The sequence below is a fragment of the Bacillus sp. ISL-75 genome (assembly GCF_018613095.1).
On the sequence record NZ_JAGGQX010000048.1, the window covers coordinates 1 to 13,705 of the forward strand.

The window sequence follows — 13,705 nt, forward strand, 5'->3', positions numbered from 1 at the left end:
ATAGATTTCACCACTTAATTTTTTATTGTTTGGTTGTGTTAAGAGCAGTGCATCATTGATTTTATAGCTCTGTTGATTTCCGCGGAAGGCACGCAGACTCCTGCGGGAGTACGGGGCAGGGGAGACCCCGCAGGAGCATAGCGACGAGGAGGCTCCCCGGCACGCCCGCGGAAAGCGAAGTGCCTAGAGCGGAAATCAACAGGCCCATTAGCAGGTACAATGAATAATTAAATGCTGAGAATAAAAAATTGCCGAGAAAAATACTCTTTCTCGACAATCTGAGCCGTCATAGATGACGGCTTTTTTATTGTATAAATAAAAAATGCGAATTTATCCACAATAGGATAAACCCGCACTTTTCAATCATCTCTAGTAGCTGTGAAACTAAACAACGAAGGAAATCACAACTATTATCAGAGGCAGTAATTAAGAACGAACGAAGATTGAAACCCCAAAGTCTCCAAATCTTTCTTGGAACACTCTGTCAAAGCCATTTGCTACAAGGCACTCACGAGCACGTGATAATCTGCGGCCCGGTACTAAGCGTCTTTGGCAAGGATTTGCAGTTCCAACAACTTCAGCTTCGACAATTCTGCGAGTTGTAATGCCATTGTTAGTAACTCTTTCCCAAAGGATTACCACAACATCTGGTGGACGAGTATTAGTCATTTCGCTTATCATAATCACCCCCTTTTCTTAAGTCTTATATATTAAATGTAAGAGACCGAAGGCTTGTCTAATGAAATAACATATTTTTGTAAAAAAAGTTTTGAAAATTACTTACACACAAAAAAAGACTGTAGACATATCAAAATGTCTCAGCCTTCCCAAGGATTGTATTTATTTGTTCCTATGTTTAACTTCATAATCTTCAAGCATCGAAATTCTATCAAGCATTGAAGGATGGGTATAGCGGAAAATTTTCACCAATAGCGGCGGATTTACTTGACTTAATCCAGAGCGGGTTAATTCCTGAAAAGAAGTAATCGCTGCTTCTGGATTTTTGGTCATCTCAATCGCATAGTTGTCAGCGCGTGTTTCCTGATAACGAGAAGTAAAATTCGTCAGTGGACTTGCAGCAAATAAGAGCATCGAAAGAATCATAAAAAATAATGGGAGTGATCGGATATCTCTAACGTCTGAGATATTTAATTCCTTGCCCCAGCGTCTTGTTGCCCAATTCATAATCCGATACGTCAAATACAATCCGAGCAGCGAAATTAGCAAATATCCTGCAATTCCAAAGTAAATATGTTTCTCGACATAATGGCACATTTCATGAGCCATGATAAATAAAATTTGATCATCTGTTAATTTATTTAAGGTAGTATCCCACAGGACAATCCGAGCATTAGAGCCAATTCCTGTAACATAGGCATTTAAAGCATTCGTTTCCTCTGACTTATTCACTTCAAAAACATGTTGTGCTGGAATATCAGCCTTATCGGCCAAAGCCAGTATCTTCGTTTCCAATTCCTTATTTGTTAATGGATAAAAGTCATTGTATAACGGGTCAATAACAACTGGCTGGAGAAACATCATAAATAATGTAAATGGAATCGATAAAAGCCATCCATATAGCCACCACCGCTTTTGACTTTTCTTCATGAGCCAGTATAATACGGGGACAATGATCAACCATGTCCCATAATTAAGCCAAAAGTCAATCAACTCATCCTTCATCCAGGAAGAGAAGGTTTGAGTTGAAATATTATACGTTTTTGATAAAGAAAAACTAATATAGCTTAGTGGAAATGTCGCCAAATAAGCGAATACCGATAACCAAATAAGATAAATGGCTGTTTGAAGGAGCTTATACTTTGATGAGTTTTCCGCCCAGCGCTTGAATGCATTGGAAAAACCGAATAATAAAATTAAGAAATATAAAAGCCATTCAAACGGAGTAGATAGGAAAAATAATAAATTCCTTATTTTTGAATACTCCTCGCTCAGCATAAGTTCCCTGCCATTTAAAAAGGTCGTCGGGTCCGCCTTTGATCCTTCGTATTCAAATGGCAGGTTTGTAGCGGCAAAATGGAATAAATACCAATAAAAAAATAATCCATATAGAATGTAGCCTATAACCGCATAGACTCCCATTTTTCTAGCCATGATTTGTCCCTCCTTTGTGTACAGACTCTCTATACTTAGTTTAGTTAAAAAAGGACAAATTAGAACTGTAAAAGTGACCTGCCCAACTATTTAAGAATTAGTTATTACTGACAGTTTGGGCTACTTGTGCCTTTAGTGCCCTCCTTAATATTTTCCCAGTTGTATTTTTTGGAAGTTCTTCGATAAATTCAATCGAAGATGGAAGTTTATATTTAGCCAAGTTTTCCCTGCAATAATCTAGTAATTGTTCTGCCGTTAGCCCTGGATTCTTACTTACAACATAGGCTTTAACAGCCTCACCAAGATTTGGGTCTGGAACGCCGAGGACAGCCACCTCTACAACATCCGAATGGTTATAAATAACCTCCTCCACTTCTCGCGGGTAGACATTATAGCCGCCAACAAGGATTAGGTCCTTTTTTCGATCAACAATATAAAAATACCCATCTTCATCCATTCTGGCCAGGTCACCGGTATGAAGCCACCCATTCCGAATGGCCGCCGCCGTCTCATCTGGCATTTTATAATACCCCTTCATTACATTGGGACCACGAACAATAAGTTCACCCACCTCACCAACGGGTACTTCCTCACCAAGCTCATTCAGAATTTTATTTTCAACACGCAGGATAGATGTTCCGATTGAACCGGGCTTGCGCGGGCGGTCTAGCGGATTAAAGCAAGTAACAGGTGAAGCCTCCGATAAACCATAACCTTCAGATACTACAACATTAAACTTTTGTTCGAAATTCTTTAAGAGGGTAACAGGCAATGAAGCTCCACCTGAAATACATAAGCGTAAGGATTTTAGGTCTTCAGGATTACCATCAGGAAATTGGAAGAGGAAATTATACATAGTCGGGACACCAGCAAAAACAGTCGCCTGATTATTCTTGATAAGTTCAAAAATTTCTTTTGGACTAAATTTGGGTGCAATTAATAGTGTCGCCCCACTTAATAATGGTGCATTTAAAGCGACTGTCAAGCAGAAAACATGGAACATCGGCAGAACCGTTACTATTCTATCATCGGGATTCATTTTCAAATATTCGCTGACATCTTTAGCATTACTATACAAATTCTTATGGGTTAACATAGCACCTTTTGGTTTGCCAGTTGTACCCGAGGTATAAAGAATAATGGCTGTATCATCGTCTTCGAGATTTGGACCCTTAAAGTTTAATTCTCCAGAAGCCACGATCGCTGTAAACGATTTCATTTTTGAAGAGCCTGAGAGGTTTTCAATTTTCGATTCTATTCTGCTATTTGGGGTCGTTTCACAAAAAATATAATGCTTAATTTTCGGTAGGAAAGTATGCACTTTTTCGACTAACGGGATTGCTTGGTCAATCGCGATCACTACTTTGACATCGCCATTATTTAAAATGTAGCTAATCTCATCTGCAGTATAAATGGGATTCACGGGAATAACAGTTACTCCTAACCGTAATGCCCCATATAAGCTGATCACAAAGTGAGGGGAGTTACCCAACAATAATGCGATATGATCCCCCTTTTTCACACCTAATTTTTCGAGACCCGATGCAAATTTCGTAATTGCCCCATCCAATTCAGCATAAGAACATGTTTGGTCCATAAAATAATAGGCCGGTTTAGTGGAAAAGTTCTTTGCAGATTCTTCAAACTGTGATAAAAGATTCATATTTCTCCCCCTAAGTTGAATGAATACTCATTCATAAAATTGTTACAATTTTCTAAATATATTATATTAAAAGAAAGTATTCTATTCAAGTATAATACTAAAAATTCACACAAAAAGGAAAACACAGCGCAATAAACGCTGTGCCCTGGTCTTAGTATAGTAAGTTTAAAAACTCATCTTTCGTAACATTTCCAAAGTAATGGGTTGTATCAATATCTGCAAGCGACTTGTCAATTTCATTTTTTCCATAGCGGGTGCCTGTTAACTTCTCCTCAATTTCACTTACCTCACCAACACCAAAAAAGTCACCGTAGATTTTACAATTTTCAATGACACCTTTATTAACTTCAAGGCGGACATCAATGGAACCTACTGGGAAGCGGTGAGAGTGCTGTAGATTGAACTTAGGTGATTTCCCATAGTTCCATTCCCAGTTTTGATAGCGTTCTTTTGATAGCTGGTAAATCTTTTCCCAATCCTCATCCGTCAAAACATATTCTGGTATTTCATCTTGCCCTTCAAAAATATTCTTTAACAATAAAGACCGGAATTCATCAATTTCCACCTTTTCAGTAAGAAACTCAGAAATATTGGCAACCCGGCTGCGAACTGATTTAATTCCTTTTGATTCGATTTTATCTTTTTTTACTTTTAAAGCTGAAACCACATTTTCGATTTCTGAATTAAGCATCAATGTACCATGGCTAAACATTCTGCCCTTTGTTGAAAATTGGGCATTACCAGAGATTTTTCGACCTCCAACCTCTAAGTCATTTCTGCCGCTTAATTCCGCCTTTACTCCTAACTTTTTCAATGCTGCCACGACCGGCTCTGTGAATTTACGGAAGTTATGAAAACTTTCCCCGTCATCCTTGGTAATAAAACTAAAGTTTAAATTTCCAAGATCATGATAAACCGCTCCACCGCCTGACAGCCTGCGGACCACTTTAATTCCATTACCTTCCACATACTCCGTATTAATTTCTTCAATTGTATTTTGATTCTTTCCAATTATGATAGAAGGTTCATTTATGTAAAATAATAAATACGTTTCATTAATATCAAGATTCTTCAGTGCGTACTCTTCGATTGCCAAATTTATCTGCGGATCGGTGATCCCTTTATTATCGATGAATAACAGCATAGTTTACTTCCCCTTCTTATAGTGAAATAGATTGAAATTCTTCTGCAAGTATTATTATACCAGTAAATTCACTGGCTGCCTCAGTGATTAAATCAGATATTGTGCCATAATGCGGCAAATGGGTAAGAATTAATTGCTTAACATCAGCTTTTTGCGCAAATTTTCCGGCGTCGATACTATTCATATGTCCTGCCGACTTACCGTTTTGATGCCCGTAAAAGTTGCACTCACACAATAATACATCCGCATTCCGACTAAACTCGATAAATTCATCCTTAAAGGAGCTGTCAGCAGTGTAGACGATTGCTTTTCCATCTGCCTCTATTCTCATTGCATAACAAGGGACTGGATGGTCTGTTTTTAGAAATGAAACTTGAAATGGACCAACTGTGAGAATCTCACTAGAATTATATGCTACTCCTTTTGTAATCTCCTTATAGGTTAATTTGCTAAATTCATATGGATCCATATCATGTCCATATAGAGGTAGGGTTGAGGTCTTCTTTCCTAAAAAGCCTTGGATTAATCTTGCATGCTGCAAAACACCAATATCTGCAATGTGATCTGGGTGATAATGCGAAAGTAAAACAGCATCCAGTTCTTCGGGCTGGATAATATTTTGGAGCTTAGAAAGCACCCCGCTTCCACAATCGATTAATAGCCGAAATCCTTCATGTTCAAGTAAATAACCCGAACTAGCCGCATTCTGTTTCGGATATCCACCCCAAAAACCAATAACCGTAAGTTTCAAATTAAACTCCTCCAATTCAATGTTTATATTCCTAATATACTCAAAAAATGATTTCTTTTCAGTATAGTACAAAAAACCAGCCGCATTTTTTTCACGGCTGGTTTTTCATTAATTATTCATTTGGTGTTTATATTTGTGATTAAATCTCATTGTAAAGTAAGCGATGGTCCCAATAGAGAAGGTAAGCATAAAGCCTAATAGAATCATGAAATTTTGCCACATGAAACTGTAGTCGCCGCTTGAAATAACCGCCTTAAAGCCTTGAACCGAATAGCTCATCGGCAGGTAGGCATTGAAGTGCTGTAAGAAGTTCGGGATTAACTCAAGCGGGAATGTTCCGGCGCTTGTAGTTAATTGTAAAATCAAGATAATAATCGCAATAAAGCGGCCAGCATCGGCAAATACCGAGACAAGGAGCTGAATTAACGCGATAAACGTTAAGCTTGTTATTATTGAAAAAAGAATAAATTTTGGTACGCTTTGTACATCTAGACCTAATCCTACAAGAAGAATCACATCTGCCAATAAAGCTTGGAAAATTCCAATCCCAGCCATGATTGAAAACTTACTAGAAAACCAGTTAAATCCATTAGCCGGAGCAATCGCTGTATCACGAAGTGGAAAGACAATTGAGAGAAGAAGTGCACCCACAAACAAGCCTAATGATAGGAAGTATGGTGTAAATCCCGTTCCATAGTTTGGCACATGATTAATTTTTTCACTATCGAGCTTTACCGGGTCTGCCATCATATTATAAGTCTTTTCATTTGAGTGAACCTTTGCAACTTCTTTTCCACCTTCTGAAAGTTTATCTGCTAATTCCTTGGCCCCATTAGAAAGTTTCGATGTACCGTCTTTTAACTGCCCGGAACCATCTGCCAATTGTCCCGTTCCAGATGTTAGGGCAGACGCACCTGCTGTTAATTGATTCATACCATTTGTAAGATCCGCGGCTCCTTTTTTCAGATTTCCCGAACCTGATGCTAATTGTCCTGTTCCTAAGGTAATTTTATCAGCACCATTTGCCAACTGACTCATCCCATCAGAAAGATTGTTAGTGCCATCTGTTAATTTTGATGAACCTGCATATAAATCATGGATCCCTTTTTGCAATTCCTGCTGACCGCCATTAACTTTGCCAATACCGGCAATTAATTGATCAAAATAAGGGGTTGTTTGTGCTTTAATTTTATCCTCTAAGCCCTTCGATGAACCTGCTAATTTTTCATCTACCCCTGTTTTGAATTGGTTAAAGCCAGCCTTCATTTTAGGGTTAAGTTCTGATAAAATTTGCTGCTCTAACTGTTCTTTCGTTGGCGCATTTTTTTTCTCATTAGCCATTATTCCTTGAACAAGCGCGGGATCCACTTTGTTCTCAATTAAGGTTTGGGCTAGTTTCTGCATTTTCTCTGTTTGTTGCGTTATTGTTTGATCCGCAATTTGGGATGCTAATGTGTTAGTTAACTGTGATTGAAATTGATCAATACCCGCATTAAGTTCTCCAACACTTCCAGTCAATTCTTTTTCAATTCCTGCAGCAATCCCTCCGGGAAGGTCACGTTTTAATTGTTCTGCACCTGCAGATACCTCCTTCGTTCCATCAATAAGCAACGGAAGATTGGCATCAGCTCTTGCCAGCCCTTTTTTCAACTCATTCGATCCTGTGGCTACTTGTTTAGAGCCGGAAGTTGCTGCTTTCACACCATTGTCGAATTCAATCGACTTTTTGGCTAAAGTAGAAAGTCCGTTATACAAATCCTTCGAACCAACTGCAAGCTTATTAGATCCGGCATCAGCTGCTTTCATTCCATCGTTAAACTCACTTGTTTTTTCAGCAAGGGTTGCAAGTCCTTCATTTAAATCCTTTGAGCCTTTTTCAAGGTCAACAGAACCATCACTTAACTGGACTGCACCATCGCTCGCCTTTACAACACCATCGGCAAGCTCACTGATTTTATCAAACATGGTTTCAGCATAAGTTTCAGTTACCTTTTCAGCAACAGCTGTTTTGATTTTTTCTGCAGCCGTGCCGCCGATTTGGGCAGATAGGAAGTTATAACTTTCATTAGGTGTATAAACCAATTCCAGCTTTTCCGGTTGCTCATCCAATAAAGTTGTCGCATTTTTTGAAAAATCCTTGGGGATTTCGATGACCATATAATATTTCTGTTCTTTTAAGTTATCGTAGCCCTCTTTTTTATCGACAAACTCAAACCCAAATTGTTTATTTTTCTTTAGCTTAGATACTAAATCATCACCAAGCTTCAAATGGGTTCCATCGAGTGTTGCACCCGCATCTTCGTTGACAACGGCAACTGGAAGTTCATCAAGTTTTGCGTATGGATCCCAGAATGCCCATAAAAACATTCCTGCATATAATACGGGGACAAACATGACAGCAATAATCGGGATTAACACTTTTTTATTTCTTACAATAGCAAGAAGCTCTTCCTTAAATAGCATGTTTTTCAATTATGATCCTCCTTTTACATTTATGACTATTTTGTTCATTTAGTCATTTTTAATCAAAAAATAAGGACTATCCCATAGACAACCCTAAAATTGACTATTAACCTACATAGCAAGTTATGACCACTTGAACAATTCGGTCATTTAATACTTTTAGAGTATACAACGATTCTTGCCTGTTTGCAAGCAGAAAAAAGAAGCTGTTATCAATGAACAGCTCCTGTTGAAAAATCTTTTCCTGTTAAAAACTCCAGGACGTCTTTGACAGATGCCTCTCCTTGGTCAATACAATCCGGAAGACCAACACCACCATAAGAAGAACCTGCTAAAAATACACCAGGTAGATCCGTTTCCATATGCTTTAAAATGTCAGCTAAACGTTGTTTATGTCCCACTGTATATTGGGGCATTGAATTTTTCCAACGTGAAATGATTGCAAAATCCGGATTCATTGTGATGTCCATCGTTTTCTTCAAGTCATCTAGTACAATCTTAATAATTCTGTCATCAGAGAGGTCAACGATGGTTTCATCTCCAGACCTCCCAACATAGCAGCGGAGTAATACTTTCCCTTTCGGTGCTGAATGATCCCACTTTTTATGTGTCCAAGTACATGCAGTGATCGAATAATCACTATTTCTAGAAACAACAAAACCTGTTCCATCGATGTCATTTTTCACTGCCTCTTCCGGAAATGCTAAAGCTACTGTTGCTACTGATGTAGAAGGGACTGATTTCAAAGGATCAAAAAAACTATACTCTGAAAACATCGCCTGTGTTATTTTATGAGGAGTCGCTGCAATGACGCTATCTGCCACCATTGTTTCCCCATTATTGAGATAAACTTCATACTTATTCTCAACTTTGGTGATTTTGTCTACACGATGTCCTTTTAAAATAGATATTGGATCCAATTTTGCTTCAATGGCTTCTGCAAAGGATTGAAGCCCCGTTTTAAATGTTAGGAAAGCTCCTTTAGCCTTTTCCTTACTTTCAGGTTTGCTGGGTTGGGCAGGGGTAGATTTCTTCATGCCAATGATCAGGCTTCTATATTTCTGTTCTACCTCATAGAATTGCGGGAAAGTAGACATGAGGCTTAATTGATCTATATCACCGGCATAAATCCCAGATAATAATGGTTCAATTAAATTTTCAACAACCTCATCGCCTAGTCTTCTTCTGAAGAATTCTCCTAATGATTGGTCTTTTCCGCTTTCGGACCGAGGTAAAAGGAAATCTGCCGCAGCTCTTAGTTTACCGGGAATAGAAAAAAGACCTGTTGTGAGAAAAGGTCCTATTTCCGTTGGAATTCCCATGATCGAACCACCGGGCATTGAGTGAAGTTTCTCGTTAACTAAAACGAATGATTTTCCCGTGGAATTATGGACAAGTTGATCATCCATCCCTACTTCCGCAGCTAACCTGGAAATACTTGTCTTTCGTGCTAAAAATGAATCCGGACCTCTCTCAATCGTATAACCATCCCTGACAACAGTTTGCATTTTGCCACCGAGACGGTGTGATGCTTCGATGAGTTTAATTTCATACGGGAGATTATGTTCTTGAATTGCTTTTTGAAGATAAAAAGCTGATGTGAGCCCAGCAATTCCTCCCCCAATGATAATAATCTTTTGTTTTTCTTCCGCCACGGTGCTCACCTTCTTCCACTATTCTGAATCTTACTCAGCTGTCATTTTAAGAACAACTGTCGACAATGCATCAATAAATTCTTCCTTTGCATTTGGCATTTCCGGTCGATAATAGCTTACACCTAATTCTTCTGTCACTTTTCTACATTCATAATCATTATCATAAAGCACTTCAAGGTGTTCAGATACAAACCCTACAGGTGCATAAACAAATGCCTTATAATGATGCTCTTTATATAAATCCCTTGTTAAATCCTGAACATCTGGACCCAGCCAAGGCTCTGGAGTTTGCCCAGCACTTTGCCACCCAACTACGTATTTTTTAACCCCAGCCTGTTCAGCAATTAAGTCAGCTGTTTCTTTCAGTTGACTCGGATATGGATCCCCAAACTGCAGAATCTTTTCTGGCAGACTATGCGCTGAAACGATGAGTACTGCATCAGCCTTTTCTTCTTCAGGCATTTGGTCAAAGATTTTTTTAGTTTTTCCTGCCCAATAATCGATAAACTTTGGTTCCTGATACCAGCTTTCAATTGTTCTTATCTTTAGCCCGCCTAGTTTTTCTGCTTCTTCTTGGGCTCTTCCATTATAGGATTTTATGCTAAAGGTTGAAAAATGCGGAGCAAGAACTATACTTATAGCCTCTTCGATCCCATCAGCATGCATTTGATGAACAGCATCTTCAATAAACGGCTGGATATGTTTTAGACCAAGATACATTTTGAATTCTATATTTTGTTGAATTTTATTTAGATTTTCTTCGAGTTTTTCTGCTTGCTCGAGTGTGATCTTTGCCAAAGGGGAAATCCCGCCAATCGCTTCATACCGACCGCGAAGCTCTTCAATCATTTCTGGAGTTGGCTTCCGGCCGTGGCGAATATGTGTATAGTACCCCTCTAAATCATCTAAGTTATATGGGGTACCATATGCCATTACCAGCAGACCCATTTTCTTTTTTGTCATGTCCGCACCTCATTTTCAATTCTCTTCGCTTTTCCGTATTCAATGTTGGACGACTGATTAGGTTGCGGGCCAATAAAAGCTGGAGTGCTCTTAATGACCCAATATCAAGCAGCCCATATTATTGTCCCAAAAAATTGGACTGCTTACCAATTTAAAGACTTAAGATGGAAACTTAACGACTGAGTTTTGATGCTGAATAATCATGGACAAATGAAGTTAATTTTTTCAATGTTTCTGGGTTAACTGAAGGGAATACACCGTGACCTAAATTAAAGATGTAACCATCTTGTGCCATTCCTTGGTCTAATATTGCTTTCGCTCTTTCTTCGATTACTTCCCATGGAGCTAACAAAATAGCCGGGTCAAGATTGCCTTGAACGGTTTTATGAATGCCCATTTCCCTTGCCTCGTGAATTGGCAGACGCCAATCTAAACCTACAACATCAAGCGGCAGGTCATTCCATTCTAATGCAAGATGGCTAGCACCAACGCCGAACATAATTAACGGAACATTTTCCTCTTTTAATGAAGTAAAGATACGATTCATGACAGGCTTAATGAAATAACGATAATCCTCTACATTGAGTGCTCCCACCCATGAATCAAAAATCTGGATGGCCCTTGCACCAGCTTTAATTTGCGACTTTACATATGTAATGATCATATCCGCAAGTTTCTCCATAAGTGCAAACCATGCCTTTGGCTCGGTGTACATAAACGCTTTGGTCTTATTATAGTTTTTAGAAGGGCCGCCTTCGATCATATAACTTGCCAAAGTAAATGGTGCACCAGAAAAACCGATTAATGGCACGGATAATTGCTCTTGGGTTAATAATTTAATAGTGTCCAATACATAAGGAACATCTTCTTCTGGATTAATTTCGCCTAGTTTTTCAACATCTGCTAAAGAACGGATCGGATTGTCAATAACTGGTCCAATCCCACCTTTTATTTCTACCTCCATGCCAATCGCTGGCAGGGGTGTCATTATATCTTTATATAAAATGGCTGCATCGACGTTATATTGTTCAACAGGCAAGCGCGTTACATACGCACAGAGCTCAGGCTGGTGAGTGATTTCAAATAAGGAATACTTTTCTTTAATCTCTCTGTACTCTGGTTGTGAACGACCAGCTTGGCGCATATACCATACAGGTACATGGTCAGTTTTCTCACCTCTGGCTGCTTTTAAAAATGTTTCATTAATCGGTCTTGTCATTAGGGTAGTCCACCTTTCAAAAACATGTCTGTTGTCCATTTTAATATATATAGCATGAATTTAAAACTTACTGATTCTTTCTAAACTGTATTTACTATATCTATTAATCCTATTTGTGTATAGATAACGCTATTAACTGTCAAAAAAAAGTCGTTTTTATGTTTTAAAATTCGCTAAATCTGCAGGCTGACTTCCCAATATTTTTTTCACTTTTAGCTCTCACCACTTGATTCAATTTTCATATTCTGTATTACATCCAACAGGGCTATAGCCCCCCTGGGTGAAAGAAAGGAGGAAATTGTATGATTGTCGAGCTTACTGCTCTTCATTGGATATATGTGACCTTTATTGTTCTTATTATTGGGTTTATGGTAATGAGAAGGGACACATCCATTGTTTGTATCATCGGTATTTTCCTAATTGCTATCACAGCAACCGGGTCTTTAAGTCATTCGATAAGTAGTATTTTCAACAGTTTCAGTTATGCCATTACAGAATTATTATCTACTATTCTTGTTATTTCAATAATTGTAGCGATGAGCAATACATTAACGGTAACCGGAATTAATGATGTCATGATTTCACCTTTTCGAAAACTTATTCGTAACCCCACTCTCGCCTATTGGACAATAGGAATTCTAATGATGATTATTTCCTGGTTCTTCTGGCCTTCCCCTGCTGTTGCACTTTTAGGTGCCGTCCTTCTTCCAGTTGCGATTCGAGCAGGACTTCCTGCCCTTGGTGTTGCCATGGCAATGAACTTGTTTGGTCATGGAATCGCTTTATCGGGTGACTTTGTGATTCAGGCTGCCCCTAAGCTTACCTCTGATGCAGCAGGTATTCCAATTCAAGATGTCATCAATGCCAGCATTCCATTAGTATTTATTATGGGTCTTGTAACAACCGTTACGGCATTCTACTTCTTACGAAGGGATATGAAACGTGGTGTTCTAACCACTACAACTTCTGTCAGCGCGGATTCGCCTTCGAGCAGCACTGACCATCCTGCGCTTTTATCACTTGTTCAAAAACGCTTCTTTGCTATATTAGTACCATTATTATTTGCTGCAGATGTTGCCGCCATGTCAATCCTTGATTTAGCAGGTGGTGATGCCACAGCATTAATTGGCGGTACCTCCATTCTTATTCTTCTGTTAATCACTTTAACGAGCCATAAAAATAAAGGATTAGAAAAAACAACACAATATTTAATAGAAGGATTCCAATTTGGTTTTAAAGTTTTTGGTCCTGTTATTCCAATTGCTGCGTTCTTCTATTTAGGTGACGCCGGATTTGGGAAAATCATTGGTGACTTTTTACCGAAGGCTTCCCAAGGGATTGTCAATGATTTAGGCGTTGCTCTCGCGAATATCGTTCCGTTAAGTAAGGAAGTTGGGGCGATTACCCTAACTACTGTAGGTGCCATCACTGGTCTGGATGGTTCAGGCTTTTCAGGCATATCGCTTGCCGGATCCGTTGCCAGCCTATTTGCTGTGGCTATAGGTAAAGGTGCTGCCACATTGACTGCACTCGGGCAAATCGCTGCTATATGGGTAGGCGGCGGAACACTTGTACCATGGGCGTTAATCCCGGCTGCTGCTATCTGTAATGTTGATCCATTTGAACTAGCCAGACGAAACCTCCTGCCAGTTGTGATCGGTCTCGTCGTGACAACGATTGCAGCAATGTTTCTCATTTAATCCAAGGAAAGAGGCTGATCCAGTGATCAGCCTCT

10 protein-coding genes are annotated in these 13,705 nt (G+C 39.0%); 1 reads left to right on the forward strand and 9 read right to left on the reverse strand.

The annotated features are described in order from the left end of the window. Positions 1-426 precede the first annotated feature (426 nt). From J7E63_RS19050 to hemE, 9 genes are all read right to left on the reverse strand, one after another. On the reverse strand, positions 427-681 hold the full coding sequence (locus J7E63_RS19050) for a hypothetical protein (protein WP_215015210.1): 255 nt from the start codon (positions 679-681) through the stop codon (positions 427-429). Positions 682-840: 159 nt separating this feature from the next. Next, positions 841-2,112, reverse strand: a complete 1,272-nt coding sequence (locus J7E63_RS19055; RefSeq protein ID WP_215015211.1) for a M48 family metallopeptidase — start codon at positions 2,110-2,112, stop codon at positions 841-843. A 97-nt stretch (positions 2,113-2,209) separates the two neighbouring features. Beyond that, positions 2,210-3,775 carry a fatty acid--CoA ligase family protein gene (locus J7E63_RS19060; protein ID WP_215015213.1) on the reverse strand — a complete coding sequence of 522 codons (1,566 nt, stop codon included), beginning with the start codon at positions 3,773-3,775 and terminating at the stop codon, positions 2,210-2,212. A 151-nt stretch (positions 3,776-3,926) separates the two neighbouring features. Beyond that, on the reverse strand, positions 3,927-4,916 hold the full coding sequence (lplA, locus tag J7E63_RS19065; protein WP_215015289.1) for a lipoate--protein ligase: 990 nt from the start codon (positions 4,914-4,916) through the stop codon (positions 3,927-3,929). A gap of 19 nt (positions 4,917-4,935) precedes the next feature. Next, complete coding sequence (locus J7E63_RS19070; RefSeq protein WP_215015215.1) at positions 4,936-5,670, reverse strand: MBL fold metallo-hydrolase; 735 nt, start codon at positions 5,668-5,670, stop codon at positions 4,936-4,938. A 108-nt stretch (positions 5,671-5,778) separates the two neighbouring features. Next, positions 5,779-8,133 carry a YhgE/Pip domain-containing protein gene (locus tag J7E63_RS19075; RefSeq protein WP_215015291.1) on the reverse strand — a complete coding sequence of 785 codons (2,355 nt, stop codon included), beginning with the start codon at positions 8,131-8,133 and terminating at the stop codon, positions 5,779-5,781. A gap of 212 nt (positions 8,134-8,345) precedes the next feature. Further along, complete coding sequence (hemY, locus tag J7E63_RS19080) at positions 8,346-9,788, reverse strand: protoporphyrinogen oxidase (RefSeq protein WP_215015217.1); 1,443 nt, start codon at positions 9,786-9,788, stop codon at positions 8,346-8,348. Between the two features lie 30 nt (positions 9,789-9,818). Further along, positions 9,819-10,751, reverse strand: coding sequence for a ferrochelatase (hemH, locus tag J7E63_RS19085; protein WP_215015219.1), 933 nt, complete (start codon positions 10,749-10,751; stop codon positions 9,819-9,821). A 172-nt stretch (positions 10,752-10,923) separates the two neighbouring features. Continuing rightward, positions 10,924-11,970: a uroporphyrinogen decarboxylase gene (gene hemE / locus J7E63_RS19090; protein ID WP_215015221.1), complete on the reverse strand. Its 1,047-nt coding sequence runs from the start codon at positions 11,968-11,970 to the stop codon at positions 10,924-10,926. A 302-nt stretch (positions 11,971-12,272) separates the two neighbouring features. Between hemE and J7E63_RS19095 the strand changes: the two genes are divergently transcribed. Beyond that, positions 12,273-13,670 carry a hypothetical protein gene (locus tag J7E63_RS19095; RefSeq protein WP_215015223.1) on the forward strand — a complete coding sequence of 466 codons (1,398 nt, stop codon included), beginning with the start codon at positions 12,273-12,275 and terminating at the stop codon, positions 13,668-13,670. Positions 13,671-13,705 lie beyond the last annotated feature (35 nt).